A 17,953-nucleotide genomic window follows, 5' to 3' on the forward strand; every position below is an offset into this window, starting at 1 on the left:
GAAGGTTAAATGACAAATAAAACCGATGAGATAGTTAAATCATCACAACAACTTAAAAACCTCACATTAGGTAAAAGTGTTGAATACATACAAACGTATTCTCCTGGTCTGCTCCAAGCAGTACCGCGAAGCATAAGCAGGGATGCAATTGGATTAACTGGTAAACTACCTTTTCATGGTGACGATATCTGGAATGGCTATGAATTATCTTGGTTGAACTCCCGAGGTAAGCCGCAAATAGCACTGATGAAATGTGTTGTCCCCTTCGACTCTCCTAACCTGATTGAATCAAAAAGTTTCAAGCTGTATTTGAATAGTTTTAACCAGACTAAAGTCAAATCAGTTGAAACCTTATCTGCAATGTTGCAAAAAGATCTAACCGCTTGTGCTGGCAGGAAGGTGCAAGTTAAGGTGATATTACCCTCAGAATTTGCAGACCAAAAAATTGAAAATTTACCTGGCCTCAATATTGATGATTTAGATATTGAATTTACCGAATATAATCTAGAGCCATCTGTCTTACGTACCAGTAACAATCATGTTGACGAAACGCTCAATAGTAATTTATTAAAATCAAATTGCTTAATTACCAATCAACCTGATTGGGGAAGCGTTATGATCCGTTATGCTGGCCCACAAATTAATCACGAATCTTTGTTGCGGTATTTGGTTTCATTTCGAATGCACAATGAATTTCATGAACAGTGTGTGGAACGAATTTTCGAAGACATATCACAATATTGTCATTCAACGAAATTAACCGTATACGCTCGTTACACACGCCGAGGAGGATTGGATATTAATCCCTTCAGAAGCAATTTCGAAGCTACTTACGATTTAGCTCGTCAAGCACGGCAGTAACCTACAAATAACAGGACACCTATGCTTTCAATACAATTAAACCCTGTTGGCCCATTAAGCCAATTGTCTCAATTCGAAGTAGACAGACTAAAACAATCAGTAAACAGTGATTTGTATATGTTGTTTAGAAACTGTTGTTTAGCCGTTTTAAATTCAGGGGTTGAAGAAGACGACTGCGAACAGTTGTTCACGCCTTACAAAGATTTTGAAGTCAATCTAATCAGGCGCGAACGAGGGGTTAAAATAGAGCTGGTGAACCCACCTGCTGTGGCTTTTGTAGACGGCCAACTCATCAAAGGTGTACACGAACATCTTTTTGCGGTGCTCAGAGACATTCTTCACATGGGGGGAAAATATAGCTTCGACCAAGAGCAAGAATCAGAATCGCGCTACTTGACCGACATCGTATTTGACATTCTGCGTCATGCAGAAGTTATAAAAGTAGGCAGTGATCCCAACATGGTAGTGTGCTGGGGCGGACACTCTATCGGCGAGGTCGAGTATAAATATACAAAAGAAGTTGGCTATCAACTTGGATTGCGTGAAATGAATATCTGTACAGGTTGTGGGCCGGGTGCGATGAAAGGTCCGATGAAAGGTGCAGCTATCGGACACGCCAAGCAACGCTATAAACAAGGTCGTTACATGGGCATGACAGAGCCATCGATAATCGCTGCTGAGCCGCCCAATGCGATTGTGAATGAGTTGGTCATCATGCCTGATATCGAAAAGCGTTTGGAAGCTTTTGTGCGCGTCGCTCATGCCATAGTGATTTTCCCGGGGGGAGTGGGCACTGCAGAAGAGCTACTTTATTTATTGGGCGTATTACTAAATGAAAACAATAAAGAGCAAATAGTCCCTATCATTCTGACTGGTCCGGCTCACTGCAAAGATTATTTCGAATCCATAGATAAATTTGTAGGTGCTACATTGGGTCCTGAAGCTCAATCTTTGTATGAAATAATAGTTGATGATGCCGTCAAAGTGGCACAGAAAGTTAAAAGCAAGCAAATAGATGTACGCACTCATAGACGCTCTACGGGTGACTCTTACCTATTCAATTGGCTATTAAAAATTGACCCTGAGTTTCAAAAACCGTTTGCACCGACGCACGAAAGCATGCAAGCGTTAAATCTGCATTTTTCACAGCCCAAAGCTGAGCTTGCCGCCGCCTTACGCAAAGCGTTTTCAGGTATCGTTGCTGGTAATGTTAAAGCAGAAGGCATTAAACAAATCAGAGAGCATGGCCCATTTAAAATCAATGGCGACCCTAAACTAATGCAAATGTTAGACACCCTTTTACAATCATTTGTAAAACAACAACGAATGAAATTGCCAGGCAGTGAATACAGCCCATGTTATCAAGTAATGAAATAATTAAGGTAAGCTTCGTGTTTTCACGTTTAGTAGCCTTTAATCAACATCAGGTTTTGATTAATATAGACAATAGTTAAATTGGAATAGTAACTTTGATATGAATACCAAAATAATAAAGCGGATAGGCATAGGCGTATTTGTATACGTGTCGTTGGTTGTTCTGCTGATAATGTATAACCCAGATGACACTTCTGATATGGACTGGGAAGATCGTCAGGAATACAACAAAGTCCAATTAACCAAAATTAAACTTGGGGATCTCAAAAAAACTATCGTTGAATTAATGGGGCCGCCAGATATCAGTGAAGCAAAGCAAGTAAACGGTACACAATTACAAGTAATGTTTTACCGCACAACTTGGAATCAATCTGATGGAATAACGACGCAGGACGAATGCACACCTTTGTTATTTGAAAATGATAAACTGATTGCTTGGGGCGAAGGCACCTATCAGAACTATCTCAAGCTCTAATTACTATTATTTAACTACAAACAAAACATGTGAACAGTAAATTATGCCAACTCAAGCGGTTATTAAGTCTTTTTCGCAAGTAACCGCCATACTACAAGACATTCATACAAACGCCATTGGTACTGAACAAGTTAAGCGCATCATCAAAGTGTCCGAAACGTTTTTGTCCGCATTCAAACTCACTCCAGATGTATTTGTTGCGCAACCTTTGCTGTACAAATCAAAAAGCACCTATATATGTAATCTGACGTTTAACGCAATGGTCTATTGCGCGCTAATCTGCAATCGTGCTCGTATCAACGACTTGTGCTGCCAGCAATTATTAAGTTGTATTTTAACCTTGTACAGTGAGCGCCAGAGCGATTTGGCTTGCTGTTTAGAAGACAACAAACGTCCATCTTACCATCGAAAAAATGTGCGTTTAATGCAAATGCTAACGAAGGCCAATTTAGAAACTTGGTTGAATGGCTATCAGATGTACAAATTTCTATTTTCGAAAATGGACAATGCACAGTCTTGGCCAATAAACGCTAACAAACACCAACAAATTATTATGTTAGCGCATCAACTTGCAACTCAGATCACTCCGAATAAATCTGCTAAGCCAGTACATTTTTCAATTGTTTTAAAAAAACTGATACAAAGCTGTCCTGAAAGTTGGCTGGAATGTGTAGAAGGATTATTAGAATATCCCACATTGATATGCCCAGGCACTGTGATAAAACTCGACGATAAACGACCCGCTATTGTGTTAAGCGTTGCTAGCGAAAAAGTTTTAGTCACAACGATCCAAACATCTGCAGACAGTAAACCTCAATTAAAACGCGTATATACAAACAATATTGAACATGTCAGTGCCGCGCAAACCGTATCAGCATTTGTACAAATTCAAAAATGGTGGGATAAAAACTGGCAGTTGGAAAAAGCGGATTGCATCGAGCCGATTGTTGATAACTTTCCACTAGATAAACCCCCAAAAGTATTGCTAGAAGTTCAGAAACACTTAAATAGTGGTGTAGTCGATATCGACAAATTGGCGCAGCAGATTAGTTCAGAGCCCGCGTTTGCAGACTATTTAAAACAAACCGCCACTTTTTCAAATAGAAATAAATTGCCAGTGCAACAAGTGAAACATGGCTTAATGATGCACGGTTATGTGAAGACCAATTCTATGCTAATTCAACAAGCGCTTTTGCTCAGACTTAATCAAAGTCTATTCCCATTACAGCAAAACTTTACACAATTCAGCCGCCTAGCAAGTCAAATAGCGGCAAATCTAGCTCCTTTAAACCAGCATGTTTCGGCAGAAGAAGCATCGACTCTACTGTGCTTTGCTTGCAGTGGATTATTTACGCAACCATCATTAAAAGCACGAACGAAATGGACCAAAAATACGGACAGACAACACGATATTACGCATTTATTTGATTTTCGAAATTCACAGAGCCTACCAGCACACAGTTTAAAATTGTGTCAAGCTTGGCAACAACCAACGCAATACAGTGAAGCAATCTCTACGCTTAGTGAAAACAAACTTCAGTTGCCCAAAAATGAACTTCTTAGGACATTAATCATTATTTTGGGACTCAGTATTTTACTGGCGAGACGAGCGTATTTTAGTGAACAAAAATTGAGTGAAGCGTCCCAGAGTTTTTATATCACTTGCTTAGCATATTTAAAAATAGATGAGCAAAATGTTAATCAGATGTTGGCAACCTCTTTACATCAAAGTCACAGTTATTGCGCGCTGCTATAAAATCAATCAAAAAACTTCTCAAAAGCCGTCAATTAGGCTTAACTCATAGAAGTTAAGCCGAGAAAATGGTATAAATCAGCCCCTAAATTTAAGACTAAATCCTTTAAAAATAAGCCAACAAAAGCACAAATAGGAACTCCTAATGACTCAACAACGAATTACCGTCATCAAAGGTGATGGTATTGGTCCCGATATCGTCGATGCAGCACTTTTAATTTTAGAAAAAGTAGGTTGTGACTTTGCTTATGATTTTGCCGACGCTGGCTTAGTGGCGCTAGAAAATCACGGAGAATTACTACCGCAACAAACGCTCGATCTCATTGAAAAGAATAAGGTCACGTTAAAAGGCCCACTAACAACGCCTGTTGGAGAAGGTTTTACATCAATCAACGTAAGCTTGCGTAAAAAGTTCCAAATGTACGCCAATGTGCGCCCTGTACTATCGTTTAAAGGCACTAAAGCTCGCTACGAAGACATCGATATTGTAACTGTAAGAGAAAATACAGAAGGTATGTACTCTGGTTTAGGTCAGGTTGTTTCTGATGATGGCACTGAAGCCGAAGCCAAAAGCATCATCACTCGCCAAGGTGCAGAACGCATCATCACTTTTGCTTACGAACTTGCACGCCGCGAAGGTCGTAAAAAAGTGACCGCAGTGCATAAAGCTAACATATTAAAATCGACCTCTGGTTTATTTTTGAAAGTGGCCAGAGAAATTGCAGACAAATATCCAGATATCGAATCCACTGAAATGATCGTTGACAACGCGTGTATGCAGTTGGTCATGAACCCACATCAATTTGATGTCATTGTCACCACCAATTTATTTGGCGACATACTATCTGATCTTTGTGCAGGATTAGTGGGTGGGCTGGGCATGGCACCCGGTGCAAACATCGGTAAAGATTGCGCAATATTTGAGGCCGTACATGGATCAGCGCCTGACATTGCTGGGAAAAACCTTGCTAACCCAACGTCAGTAATCCTCGCATCAGTACAAATGTTGGAATATCTGAAAATGGCCGATAAAGCAGACAAAATCCGAAATGCTTTAAAAGAAGTTATCGAATCAGGCGATCGCACAACACGTGACCTTGGAGGCCAACATGGTACTACCGATTTCACCCAAGCAGTACTAGACAGGCTTTAAGATTATTTGTCTTTAAACTTTGTGTATTTTTGGTAATTCGCGCCTTATCACAAAACCACTACTCACAATGATGTAGTGGTTTTTTTATAACCAAATCTCTGTCGAAATTTTTAACAAAATCGAATAAATAACGACTAAAAAATAAAAAAATAAATTAGTATCAAGCAGTTACAAATCTGGCATGGAAAAAGCATATTACCGCGTATATCAACAACTAATTTGTTGAATATATCATTTAACATTTTTCATATCATAGGAAGCAGTCATGATACAGCTTTTCAAATCAGCCATTTTGGCAAGCCTTATGGTTTGCGCCACTGCAAGCGCTACTGTAATTACTCTTGAAACCCGCGACATGGATAGCAACTTTAACAGTAGCGATCTTCAAGGTGCTTTTAATCTTTTACCAGCTGGATCAGTTAGCGAATTAGCTTCTACTAGCAATTTCAACACTGGTCAGGATACGGTTAATTTACTTTCATTTAATTTTGACATGAGCTATGTAGGCGAATGGACGTTAGATGCAGGTTTAGACGCGGGCTTCGGCGCAGAGCTATTTCTTGACGGCGTTTTAGTTGCTGAGCGCACAGATAACCTTTGGTGGTCTAATAGCTGGAACAATTCTGATGTTTTTTCAGTAACCTTAAACAACATTTCAATTGGTGAACACACAGTTGAACTTTACTGGGCAGAAGATTGCTGTAGCGGTAATAGTTCTATTAGATTAACAGATGCTAGAACGGGTAACGTTTCAGCTCTTTCATCTGAAGCAATTGCCGCAGCAAGCATACCAGAGCCTGCAGGTATCTTGCTAATGAGCCTAGGTTTATTGGCTCTTGCTCGCAGACGTTAATAACTGATTAAAATTAAACTAAAAAAGGTTCCTTCAAGGAGCCTTTTTTTATCTTCGCGCTAGACCATGCTTTTTACTAATTCGCTTGCCACCAGCTCCCCAACCCACCCACTTAACTGAAAACTAGACTTTACATGAACCCAAGCTCGAACTATTTTTAAATCGTGCTAGACATGCACTAATGGATTAAAAATGAACATGGAGAATCATTATGAAGAAGTTCTTACCCACAATCGTGGTGGCTTGTGCAGTTTTTATTGCAAGCGCCCCATTCACGACTCAAGCAAAAAACTTAGAGCAAAAAATTGAAACGGCTAAATCTCAATTGAAAGCGCAGTCACAACCTGTCAATTTGAATACAGCGTCAGAAAGCGAATTGCAAGCCCTGCCCGGTATCGGCGCTAAAAAAGCGCAAGACATTGTGGCTTATAGAAAGGCAAATGGTAATTTCAAACGTATAGAAGACCTGACCAATGTCAAAGGTATTGGTGCGCGTATGCTAGAAAAGTTGAAAACATCTATTTCAGTGAAATAAAAAAGGCGCCTCAAAGGCGCCCTACTCTAATTTCAGCAGACTGATTAAATCAACGGGTTAAACAACTGACTTCAAAAATTCCAAAAACTCATCTTTGATTTCAGGATGACGAAGTCCGTATTCAATATTGGCTTTCATATAACCAAGCTTACTACCGCAATCATGGCTCTTACCGGTCATATAGTATGCATCAACCTGCTCTTGTTCCATCATTGAATCGATGGCATCTGTCAGTTGAATCTCATCACCAGCGCCTGGTTGAGTTTTCTCTAACTCATCCCAAATATGTTCTGACAAAACATAACGCCCTACAACTGCCAAATTCGACGGAGCATCTTCACGAGCTGGCTTTTCAACCATTTTGTGTATTTTAGCTGATTCACCTTCACCTAACTCTTTTCCACCTAAATCAACCACGCCGTATTTATGTACCAATTCGTCAGGCACGGCTTCAACCATTATCTGGCTCACACGGCTAGTATTGAAGGTAGCAACCATATCCGCCAAATTGTCTTTTTTAGGATTACAAGCAGCATCATCGATGATGACATCAGGTAACACAACTGCGAATGGGCTATCACCTACCATCGGACGAGCACACAAAATAGCATGCCCTAACCCTTTTGCTACGCCTTGGCGGACGTGCATGATTGTTACGTCTTTGGGGCAAATAGCCTGGACCGCTTCAAGAAGCTGGCGTTTTACCCTTTTTTCCAACGTAGCTTCTAACTCAAAACTGGTATCAAAATGATTTTCGATACTGTTTTTACTAGCATGCGTTACCAGAATGATTTCCTTTAAGCCTGCTGCTACACATTCAGCAACCACATATTGAATCAGTGGTTTATCCACTACAGGTAACATTTCCTTTGGAATTGCTTTTGTAGCGGGTAACATTCTTGTTCCTAGTCCAGCGACTGGAATTACAGCTTTTTTAACCTGACTCATATTAACGTTCCTTTATTGATAATCCACGACCTATTGCGTAGTAATGCAATCCGTATTCCTGCATTAAAGAAGGTTCAAATAAATTACGTCCATCAAATAATAATGGCTCAGATAACGACTGTTTTATTAACTCAAAATCAGGCGCTCTAAACACTTGCCATTCAGTACAAATAACTAGGAAATCAGCACCTTTTAATGCAGCCTCTTTTGTACCAGCTAGTGTTAAGTCATCACGCGCACCATAAATGCGCTGTGTCTCTTCCATTGCCTCAGGGTCGTAGGCTTGTACCTTTACCCCAGCTTCCCATAAGTGCTCCATCAATACTCGACTTGAAGCTTCACGCATATCATCGGTATTGGGCTTAAATGATAAACCCCAAATCGCGGCTGTTTTACCTTTTAAGTTATTACCAAAATGCCCTGAGATATATTCGAATAACTTTTCTTTCTGTTTATAGTTTACTGCTTCAACTGATTCTAATATTTTAGCAGTATACCCAGCCTCGGTTGCACTACGAGCGAGCGCCTGCACATCTTTGGGGAAACAAGATCCACCATATCCGCACCCAGGATAAATAAATTGATATCCTATACGTGGATCAGATCCTATACCTAGACGAACGTTTTCGATATCTGCACCAAACACTTCAGCTAAATTAGCCATTTCATTCATAAAACTGATTTTAGTTGCTAACATACAGTTTGCAGCATATTTAGTCAGCTCAGCACTGCGAATATCCATCACAATAATTTTGTCATGATTGCGATTAAATGGTGCATATAACTCTCTCAACTTCTTTTCTGCACCATCACTGTTAGTTCCTATAATGATACGATCAGGGCGCATACAATCATTTACTGCAGCCCCTTCTTTCAAAAACTCTGGATTAGAGACCACATCATAACTGATAGACTTTCCAAGCGACTCTTGAACTTCGGCAATTTTGGCTTTCACTTTATCTGCCGTGCCAACAGGTACAGTCGATTTATTGATCACAATTTTATGCTTAGTCATCGCTTCTGCAATGGTTTTCGCTACGGCTAAAACATACTTTAGATCGGCTGAGCCATCTTCATCGGGAGGAGTGCCCACTGCAATAAATACAACATCGCCATGCTCGACCCCTTTAATTGCATCAGTTGTAAACTTGACTCTTCCAGCTTCAAAATTAGACTTCACTAACGGTGTTAGGCCAGGTTCATAAATTGGAATAATTCCTTTTTCAAGATTATCCACTTTATTTTGGTCCACATCGACACAGACGACTTGATGACCCACTTCAGCTAACACAGCGGCTTGCACTAAGCCCACATAACCAATACCAAAAACGGTTACTTTCATTATCTTTAGTTCCTTTAATCAATATGCTGTATTTTTCCAGCAATTATCATGCTAAAAATTCAGTTGGGTTTAGGATAGAAATACGAGATTCGTTTAGTTGGGGAATAGTGTATCTGTTCAGAAATGAAAAATATAGTTTGAAAATGCACTCATTGGAAACAAATGCAAAAGGTCTTACCAATTATCGGAAAATGCGCCGTTACGTTTACAAAGTCCATCCCATAAGCCACACAACATAAATTTAATGCGCTCAAGTTTACGATCTTGCAATAAGCCATTGGCAAAAAAGCGGATAGGTAAAACGCATAAGTTGCGAGTTTTCCAATACCAAGGCACATAACCACGGCGTGACAGTAGAAGTACATTGCGAAACTGGTAATAAAGCCTTACTGGGCTCCCTACCTTATAGGTGATCCCAGCAAACTTACTGCGTGAATCACCTAATCGGTGAATCATTTCGACTTTATCTGCAATAGCGACCATTAAATGTTGTTTTTTGGCGCGCCAACACCACTCATGATCAACGCCATCAATAAACAACGTTTCGTCCTTATAACCAATGACATCAAGTTTAGACAAATCAATCATCATACCGGATGAAATAATTTGGGTAACACATACGATGTCGTCGTATACCAACACTTCGCGTTGAACTCTAGGTTTCACCGTTTTCTCAGAAAACGAGCAAATAATACGCGGTCCAATTGCTACCAGTGGTCGCTTTTCCACTTTAGATGCGACCAACAATGATGAAAGTCGAAACGCAAAGTCATCATCAATGGTACTGTCTTGATCAAGTAACATGCCGTAGTCGCAGCCAGAAGAGCGTAAATCCTGCAAACCTATGTTATGGGCAGCCGCTATTCCGATATTGTTGGGGAAGTGGTGGTAGTGCAAGTTAGCTTTATCAAGCGATAACTCTGTAGGACTAGGTGAATTATCCACAATAGACAACACATCGACTTGTTGGAACACGGCCTCAAGTAAATTTTGGGTAGTACCCATATCTGGTTTATATAAAATGACTGTCGCGCCGATCACTCGTGCCGAACCCGCTTATTTAATAAATAACGGTCTATCTTATACGCTAATTTGACAATTTTGGAAGGCATCAGGCGTAAAAAAAGCACCGCAAAAGCGTAAACAATATTGCCAATGCTGTATCGGTTCAACACTTTCATGGCATAAAAACGGGCTTTAAATTCGTTGATTGACTTACTTAATCCTCGGCGTTTATAGAAATTATTTACGCGTCGGAACTCGAGCAAAGGCTCAGGAAGATTAGCAAATTTATAACCGGCTGCACAAAGCTCTATCCAAAGAAAATAGTCTTGCGTGTTTTGTAAATCTTCTTGGTATCTGTGCCCCGCTTTAAATACGTCTGTTCTGACCACTACCGTTGGATGATTAATGGCACAACGTTTGGGTAAAATACGAAATATATCTTCATGCTTTTTAGGCAGCTTGCGTTTTCCTACTTTTTTACTAAATTCATTAATCTCAATAAGAGAAGTACCTAAAACCTGAGTCTTTTTATGCTTTTTTAGAAATTTAATTTGTTTTTTAAATCTATCAGGAAGTGAAATGTCATCGGCGTCCATTCTGAAAAAGTATTTTGCAGATGGTAAATGCGTTAATGTCCAATCGATAACATAATTCATGCAAGCACTTAAACCAACATTGTGAGAGGATCTAACAAGCAAAATATTATTTTGCGTTTTGCACAAATCTGAAATGAACTCAAATACATCAGCTCTCACTTCGCCGTCTAACACTAGAACAAGCAAATAGTTTTGATAGGATTGAGATAAAATGCTTTCAACAGACTGTTTTACCCATTTAAGCTGATCTTCAATGTAAACACCCATACCGACTACGGATTCAAAAATGTTCACATTTTCGTTCGCCCGCACGATTGTATATGTATGAGGTTGATTATTTGTTGAATTCAGAAAATTACTCCGCTAAATCTTTTAATATAACTATCGCCGCTAAGAGCGATTAGGCGGCGAAGTATACCAGACTATTTGGTTTATTCACTTTTTTCAAAATTCAAAAGTAAACAGCCTAAATTTGGGTACTATTCAACCAAACGTATTGAACAGGTTTAAAGTTTACCTACAAATAATTTTCAACAATATTGTATTCATCTTCCAATAGCTGTTTGTACAAGGTTCTGTCAGATGGTAGCCCTTGTCCAGATGCTCTGACGTTTTTTTCTAACAAGGGAATGTCTACCCCCATTAAATTAGATAGTCGTTTAAGATCTGTAGCGTATTGATGTGTTTTCCCAACAAAATGAAAATCAGATATAGGTACTTTAGAAAAGTGGTTTTGATAAGGTCGATTCAACACTCGCAATCGAGGATGAGTAAGAAAAAACTCAAATACATCCAGTTTATTTTCTTCAACCTTATCCCCAAATTCTTCAAGAATAATTTGATATTCTTGTTTTTCTTGTTGAACAGCTAGAAGGTGTCCTAACAACGACCAAGCGCGCTCAACAGGATCCCGTACCCAAACAATTCTTTTTGCTTTTGGATATAACCTAGTGTGTTCTGGATGAGCATGAAAATGACCATGTAAGATTTGAGTTCCGTAAGGAACCCGAATTCCGTCCCCACTCCCGACGACTTTTACTTCGTCTGGCGAATAAAGGTGTTTCACTGCTCGTGCTCCGAAAACTTGTGTATAACCCAGCTTTAATGAGGTTCCGGCAGTTTTAGGAATATGATGGGATAACCATAACACTGAGTCTTTGCCGTTCGATTGAACGTTTAACACATTCAAAAAAGTCGATAATAAATTCATTTAATCCGTTTACCAATTTAATAAGATCATCAATCTTTTGCTCTATTTATAGCAATCAGGTTTTACGACTTAACCACTTTTATTCTAAATTATATTTATTCTTAAAAGTCGTTAAAGCGCTGACAATATCTTCTAAAGTCACACCAGTAAAAACAGTTTTAATTAGCGGATAGGCCTCTTTAGGTGACGCCAAAATTGTTTTCGCCACTTGATTTCTTTTAGCCAAAACGAATGCTTTTCCTAATTCAATTTCTTCGTCCAAACCAAAGTTTGCGTAAAAGTTTCGCATGAAAATAGTGTATTTCGAGATGTACTTGTCTTCAAAAACCACTTCAACTTTTTTTGAAGCAGGGATATAACCACGTCTATTATTCTTAAATACCCCGTTTGAAGGTCGGTTATTGATAGGGCGACCTCTCAGTAACAGTGCAACGTACTCTTCTTGGCTGCGATACATTCGATGCAGAATAAATACTGATTTTAACGGTTTATTGACTTCGTTTCTGTCAATTTTAGCAAAATTTGTTTTATCAACATTAAACGGGGTACCATCAGCTAGCTGATGAGTCGCATTATATGCTAAAACACTGTGAGGATTGATTTCGTTGATCAGTAGATGTGTAGACACTAAAGACTTTACATGATTCCCTTTAATTCCTTCGATTTTTTGCTGGATTGAAGATAAAAAAGGTTTAGCCTCATCAGTTCTATTGAGCCACTCAAAACAAAGCACATCTGCCTCTGTATTCTCCACAAAATTATGCACTTTGGTATTGAGGTCTTTTGGCGTCCAAAATTCATCAATGTCTAAAAACATGACATGGGAAAAACCTTGCTTTCGACTTCTCCGTAACTCATGTCGGTAAATTTCCACTTGAGGTGAATTAATTTCTGACGTAAAAAATCTATCACCATCGCAAAACTCAATTGACGAAAATGCGGCTAATTTTTTTTCGATATTGGCAGTATTGTCAGTCGTATTATTGACGTAAATGGCTATATCTTTAAAACCAAAATATAAATGATGGGCAATCCATTCGGGCAAATAACATGCTTCATTTTTAGCAATTGCCACTAATTTAATTTTAGGTTTATGCCGAAACAACAAACGACTTTTATTTAAGCGTAATGTCCACGTTAACCACACATACAATTGTTTAAAATATCGATAAACTTTAAATCGATACTGGATTATTTTACGTAGAGACAATTTATCCAAACTCCTTTATCGAAAAATTTTCTCTACGAAGGGTAAGGTAAGGATTATAAGCAGGATCGTTTTGAATAAACTCTGGCCACTTATTCTGCAAATAAGCTAATTCCGAATTAAACCTCAGCATTTTTTCTTGAGTATCATCAAATCCTCGACTTATCGATTCATGATGAAATAACTCAGCTTCGGAACAATAGACATTTCGCCTGTTTAAACCTAGTATTTTCAAACAAAAATCAACATCATTAAATGCCACTTCCAAATTCTCTTCATCTAAACCACCGACCGCTTCATAGTCTGCTTTTTTGACCAACAGACACGCTGCGGTTACAGCGCTAAAGGAATTTGTTGCAGCCAATCTATTTAAATAACCAGAGTGGTCTCTTGGAAAATATTTATGAGCATGCCCAGCGCCGCCGCCATACCCCATGACAACGCCAGCATGTTGAATTCGACCGTCGGAATACAAGAGTTTAGCGCCTACGCAGCCGACTTCTAATCTAGTAACTTGACCGACCATATAACTTAGCCAATTTGGCTCAATGACTTCCACATCATTATTAATTAAGCCAATGATTTCACCGCTTGCATGACCAACGGCAAAATTATTTATTGCAGAATAATTAAACTTTTTATCATATTTAAGTACTTTTATTTTCGGATGCTTCGCCAATTCATTAAAATACTCAAGACTTTCTTTGTCGTCCGATTGATTATCAACCAATAATATTTCGTAGTGGTTGTAAACTGTCTTATTCAATATGGATTCAATGCAAGCTTTAACCAGTTCTTTGGCGTTCTTTGTTGGTATTATAAGGCTCACTAATGGCTGCTTTTCTGTGCGCCACAAAAGCTTAAGCACTGGAAATTTGGGATGTTCGGTCACATCTGCATAGACAGATATTTTGTCAATTACTTCACGGCTTAATGGCAATTTACTATTTTCGCTTTTGTTCAATGAATGTACGACTACCAACGGGATATGACCAATATCAATTCGATTATCACTTAGGTAAGCATCCACTAAAAAATCAGCTATTGAAGTGTTCTTAGTTGAAAGACACGACTTATCGGATAACACTCGGTTCGTACGAAGCCACATCCCAGTATTAATATAACCGCTGCTTAACAGTAAATCTGGATCCCAATCTCGATGAAGTTTAGGAGACTTCCTTTGCCCAGATAAGTCTATTAAGTCACTATCAAAATACCCAATCATATGATTAGATTTTATAAACTTAGTTAAAGCACCTTGAACATAAGGATGTAAAGAATCCCCTGCATTGATAATTAATAAATTATTGATTTCACAGTCTTGATTAGTACTAAAATCGACCGCACTTTTTACGATCAACTCATAGCCTTGATCGTTATTTGCAGTATAGGTTCCATATTCATCAATCTCGTCGACAATTAAAAACACCGTCTCAATCGCCTCAATTTTGGACAACTGTCGAAGTGTAAAGTCCAATAGATCTGCTTTTTGATTTACGATCACAGCGACATTAAAAGGGTCAACAGATTGAGTACCTCGCAATTCTTCTTCCTGAACCAAGATTAAACGTGAATAGAGTTTGGCCATTTTCTTTTTGGATGGAATACCATAAGACAGTCCACTTTTTTGCAGATTACGACTATAAAATGAAGTCAACCAAGGCCAACGTTTCATTTTTACTCTAATAGATTCTGGAATGATTCCAATAACGGACTTCACACCCATCATGATATATTTTTTAATCACATAACCTCTTATGCTGCACTAAGATTACTTTTTGTTTTCTAATCAAAAACACAGGCTTACTGCACTCTTTCTGTTTTTAAAATTTGTTGCCAAGCACTTAATAAATTAGGTTTAACAGCTTCTAAACTATAACCTTTTATCACTTTATTTCTTCCTTCGACGCCAAACTGTCTTACTAAACTAGGTTTTGCTAACAGGTTTTCTAACGCGTCAACTACGCCATTTATATCTTTAAAAGTCACTAAAACACCACAAGAACTATCAATTAACTCCGGAATTGCACCCCACTGATAGGCGACTATTGCACAACCATTGGCCATGCCTTCTAGCACCGTACGCCCAAATGACTCCTGAAAATGGGAGAGATTTAATAGTATATCCGTATTTTGCAATGCCACTTCTGAAGAGTGGCAATACCCTTTCCATTTTACATTTGATAAGTGGACACGCTTTTGCCATATCTCAGTATGTTCGTTTTCGGGTCCGTAAATATGAAATTCAATTGGTAATTTTTTGTGGGCACAAGATTCCGCGACCTTGAGTAAATCCTCAATACCTTTTTTCGGTAAATTACTACTTAGTATGGAAGCCACTGCCGGTAAATTAAGCTCAGTAGATTTAGATTCAGCAACGTTAGCCTCAATAACATTTGGCACTCTAAAGCTTCGTTCTTTCACGTCAATATAATTCATTACGACGTTTGAATTGGCAATAAAATAATCACTTATAGCTAAACAATGTTCCCTTATTTTTTCAGCATCAGCGCCTAACGCCTCACATAAATCAGGATCATGCGACGGCAGTTCTCTAATATGCATTACCCTAACTACATCTTCGCATTTTGCGGCAATCAGTGGTTCAGATAAAACCAATGTATTTACGTAAACCGCTGCGATCTGGTGTTTTAAGATTACTTGTCGAAATGCATCAACAACATACTCATCCGTTTCGCGTTTGGCATTCCACCATGCAAGCGGCTGAAATATAACCTTACAACACAAAGCCGCAACTTGTTGCACGTATTTGCCATTATCTGCATTCGGCAAAACAACGACAACATTCAATTCACTTTCAGATAGAATCTTCAAAGTATCGATAAAACTACGTTCAGCGCCAAATGTATGGGCAGACACCATATGGCCCACACATAAAATAGTTGGGCTATCGAGATTAACGCTAGCATGGCCATTATAAACTGTAGTTTCTGGTAATTGTGGTACTTGTAACAAGCCTTCAAGAGCGTGTAATTTGTCGGTGTTGTGAATAAACGCTTGTCCACTGAGGCTGATCAGCGGATTGCAGTCTCTGCCTTCGTTAATACCATTATTTACAAAATGTTCAACAGGATTGACTCCAGCCTCGGCAATATCGGGATAACGCCTTAAATACCATGGGGAATCGAATAATTTGCTGTTTTGCAGAAGTAAAATTAAGTTGTGCTTTCTTTGCGCGTCGGTTCCTCGAAGCATGACTGGTGGCACAGGAAATGGTCGCTTGTCAGGTAAACGAGGTAAAAACAGTTTTTTATGCGTCTTATGCCAGTAAGCGGCAGCATCATGATAGTCTTTTCGCAGACCTTTAAATTGGGTTCTCAAGTGGCTTGCTTTGGTTTGTGACAATGATTCATTGGTTGCGCGCCCAAAGGAAAGTGGCACCCCTTGACGCACTTCGGCTATGCTACCTTGGCCATATAGCGCGATAATTCGATGATAGTATTCAGTATCAGCATTTACCGATACGTTATCCCAATAACCCAAACGGCGAAATACCGAACGTTTAATCATCAGCGACGATACATTCCGATAAATCCAACCGTCTTCCATACGCCAACGTTGAAATCTTAGCTCTTCATCCGCCCTCACCCAATGCGATACAGATGCTACCGTTTTGCGCTTTCGTTTAAGTTCTTTAACTTGCAGTTCAATTTTTTGTGGATGCGACCAATCATCAATATCATGCACAGTGAGATATTTTCCGCGCGCTAAACTAAGCCCATAATTTCGCGCACGATATGCACCTAAATTAACATCGTGACGAAAAAGCTTAATTCTTTGATCTCGTTTCAATAACGCCTTTAGCACCTGCCATGAATTATCAGTGGATGCATCATCCACAATAATTATTTCGAGATTTGTCCAGGTTTGGTTTAATAAACTCGTTACGGCGGTTTCAATAGTAGATTGTGCATTAAAACAAGGAATGATAATGCTGACCAATGGTTGAAAAAAATCTTTCAGTGATTTAGTGCGGGGCCCGTGCAAACCAACGATATTGTCTAATCCAAGCGGCTCTTGTTGATCTTGCGGGCTGATACCTGAAAGCTGATTTTTAACAAAAAACGTATTTAAGTCAGCTACTCTACTATCGCTATCAAGTAACATATTTTGAGCCAATAATTTATTATTAGAGGCATGCCATGTTTTGTTGTTAAGTAACGATTGTGCCGCGCTTAATTGACCTTGGCAAAAATACGCATCGAACAACAACAAATATGGTCCTTGATGGGCAATTAAATAAAGCGCTAATGGATCTTGCAAGGTTTTGGGCAAATACTGAACCACCAACTCCCACTTCCCATAACTACCATACCAGCGCCCGAGTACCCATCCTGCCAATGAACTAATTAGTTCTTCAGATTGCTCGAATAATGCGATTAACTTTTGTTCTATATCGTTACTATCGTCACCACTCCATAATTGTTGATCAAGCAGAATAGGTTCAAGTGAGCAGGGTAAGCGATTTTCGTCGCGGCCAAACTCAATATAATGATTGAATGGATCAATGTTAGCTTTCGCTACATCTGGATAGGTGGACAAATACCAGGTAGGATCAAATATGTTCGAAATGGTATGTTTGTCGACTTTTTCTACATTCAAAAAATTTAATCCTCAAAA

15 protein-coding genes are annotated in these 17,953 nt (G+C 39.0%); 7 read left to right on the plus strand and 8 right to left on the minus strand.

Features of this window, described 5'->3' with window-relative positions:
• Positions 1-9: 9 nt before the first annotated feature.
• The 7 genes from queF to GLIP_RS03390 all read left to right on the plus strand — a co-directional run bounded on the left by queF (position 10) and on the right by GLIP_RS03390 (position 7,004).
• Positions 10-861, plus strand: a complete 852-nt coding sequence (gene queF, locus GLIP_RS03360) for an NADPH-dependent 7-cyano-7-deazaguanine reductase QueF (RefSeq protein WP_008843159.1) — start codon at positions 10-12, stop codon at positions 859-861.
• Positions 862-882: 21 nt separating this feature from the next.
• Positions 883-2,238 (plus strand): nucleotide 5'-monophosphate nucleosidase PpnN, encoded by a 1,356-nt coding sequence (gene ppnN, locus GLIP_RS03365; protein ID WP_008843160.1) that lies wholly within the window; start codon positions 883-885, stop codon positions 2,236-2,238.
• Between the two features lie 97 nt (positions 2,239-2,335).
• On the plus strand, positions 2,336-2,710 hold the full coding sequence (locus tag GLIP_RS03370) for a DUF3192 domain-containing protein (RefSeq protein WP_040521761.1): 375 nt from the start codon (positions 2,336-2,338) through the stop codon (positions 2,708-2,710).
• Between the two features lie 43 nt (positions 2,711-2,753).
• Positions 2,754-4,466 (plus strand): hypothetical protein, encoded by a 1,713-nt coding sequence (locus tag GLIP_RS03375; RefSeq protein ID WP_008843162.1) that lies wholly within the window; start codon positions 2,754-2,756, stop codon positions 4,464-4,466.
• A gap of 142 nt (positions 4,467-4,608) precedes the next feature.
• Positions 4,609-5,616 (plus strand): isocitrate dehydrogenase, encoded by a 1,008-nt coding sequence (locus GLIP_RS03380; protein ID WP_008843163.1) that lies wholly within the window; start codon positions 4,609-4,611, stop codon positions 5,614-5,616.
• 265 nt (positions 5,617-5,881) lie between these two features.
• On the plus strand, positions 5,882-6,469 hold the full coding sequence (locus tag GLIP_RS03385) for a CCXG family PEP-CTERM protein (RefSeq protein WP_040521763.1): 588 nt from the start codon (positions 5,882-5,884) through the stop codon (positions 6,467-6,469).
• A gap of 211 nt (positions 6,470-6,680) precedes the next feature.
• The gene (locus GLIP_RS03390) at positions 6,681-7,004 is read left to right on the plus strand and encodes a ComEA family DNA-binding protein (protein WP_008843166.1); all 324 of its coding nucleotides are present in this window, start codon (positions 6,681-6,683) and stop codon (positions 7,002-7,004) included.
• Positions 7,005-7,061: 57 nt separating this feature from the next.
• On the opposite strand, the gene galU is transcribed toward GLIP_RS03390, so the two are convergent.
• From galU to GLIP_RS21265, 8 genes are all read right to left on the minus strand, one after another.
• Positions 7,062-7,952, minus strand: coding sequence for a UTP--glucose-1-phosphate uridylyltransferase GalU (galU, locus tag GLIP_RS03395; RefSeq protein WP_008843167.1), 891 nt, complete (start codon positions 7,950-7,952; stop codon positions 7,062-7,064).
• Position 7,953: 1 nt separating this feature from the next.
• Positions 7,954-9,294, minus strand: a complete 1,341-nt coding sequence (locus GLIP_RS03400) for a UDP-glucose dehydrogenase family protein (protein WP_008843168.1) — start codon at positions 9,292-9,294, stop codon at positions 7,954-7,956.
• A 174-nt stretch (positions 9,295-9,468) separates the two neighbouring features.
• On the minus strand, positions 9,469-10,335 hold the full coding sequence (locus GLIP_RS03405; RefSeq protein ID WP_008843169.1) for a glycosyltransferase family 2 protein: 867 nt from the start codon (positions 10,333-10,335) through the stop codon (positions 9,469-9,471).
• The gene (locus tag GLIP_RS03410; protein ID WP_008843170.1) at positions 10,332-11,189 is read right to left on the minus strand and encodes a glycosyltransferase; all 858 of its coding nucleotides are present in this window, start codon (positions 11,187-11,189) and stop codon (positions 10,332-10,334) included. The genes GLIP_RS03405 and GLIP_RS03410 overlap by 4 nt, the downstream gene beginning before the upstream one ends.
• Positions 11,190-11,412: 223 nt before the next feature.
• Positions 11,413-12,105 (minus strand): sulfotransferase family protein, encoded by a 693-nt coding sequence (locus tag GLIP_RS03415; protein WP_008843171.1) that lies wholly within the window; start codon positions 12,103-12,105, stop codon positions 11,413-11,415.
• A gap of 79 nt (positions 12,106-12,184) precedes the next feature.
• Positions 12,185-13,315, minus strand: coding sequence for a glycosyltransferase family 2 protein (locus GLIP_RS03420; protein ID WP_008843172.1), 1,131 nt, complete (start codon positions 13,313-13,315; stop codon positions 12,185-12,187).
• 1 nt (position 13,316) lies between these two features.
• The gene (locus GLIP_RS03425; RefSeq protein ID WP_226992173.1) at positions 13,317-15,059 is read right to left on the minus strand and encodes a glycosyltransferase family 2 protein; all 1,743 of its coding nucleotides are present in this window, start codon (positions 15,057-15,059) and stop codon (positions 13,317-13,319) included.
• Positions 15,060-15,115: 56 nt separating this feature from the next.
• Entirely contained in the window at positions 15,116-17,935 is a 2,820-nt protein-coding gene (locus GLIP_RS21265; protein ID WP_008843174.1) for a glycosyltransferase, read from the minus strand.
• Between the last annotated feature and the right edge of the window lie 18 nt (positions 17,936-17,953).

Origin of the sequence: Aliiglaciecola lipolytica E3 (assembly GCF_000314975.1) — a bacterium.
Classification (GTDB): Bacteria; Pseudomonadota; Gammaproteobacteria; order Enterobacterales; family Alteromonadaceae; genus Aliiglaciecola; species Aliiglaciecola lipolytica.

Excerpts from the sequence above, each read along its gene's own strand:
- ppnN (WP_008843160.1), top strand. The coding sequence starts at position 883 with ATGCTTTCAATACAATTAAACCCTGTTGGCCCATTAAGCCAATTGTCT.
- GLIP_RS03385 (WP_040521763.1), top strand. The coding sequence starts at position 5,882 with ATGATACAGCTTTTCAAATCAGCCATTTTGGCAAGCCTTATGGTTTGC.
- GLIP_RS03370 (WP_040521761.1), top strand. The coding sequence starts at position 2,336 with ATGAATACCAAAATAATAAAGCGGATAGGCATAGGCGTATTTGTATAC.
- galU (WP_008843167.1), bottom strand. The coding sequence starts at position 7,952 with ATGAGTCAGGTTAAAAAAGCTGTAATTCCAGTCGCTGGACTAGGAACA.
- GLIP_RS03380 (WP_008843163.1), top strand. The coding sequence starts at position 4,609 with ATGACTCAACAACGAATTACCGTCATCAAAGGTGATGGTATTGGTCCC.
- queF (WP_008843159.1), top strand. The coding sequence starts at position 10 with ATGACAAATAAAACCGATGAGATAGTTAAATCATCACAACAACTTAAA.
- GLIP_RS03415 (WP_008843171.1), bottom strand. The coding sequence starts at position 12,105 with ATGAATTTATTATCGACTTTTTTGAATGTGTTAAACGTTCAATCGAAC.
- GLIP_RS03400 (WP_008843168.1), bottom strand. The coding sequence starts at position 9,294 with ATGAAAGTAACCGTTTTTGGTATTGGTTATGTGGGCTTAGTGCAAGCC.
- GLIP_RS03390 (WP_008843166.1), top strand. The coding sequence starts at position 6,681 with ATGAAGAAGTTCTTACCCACAATCGTGGTGGCTTGTGCAGTTTTTATT.
- GLIP_RS03375 (WP_008843162.1), top strand. The coding sequence starts at position 2,754 with ATGCCAACTCAAGCGGTTATTAAGTCTTTTTCGCAAGTAACCGCCATA.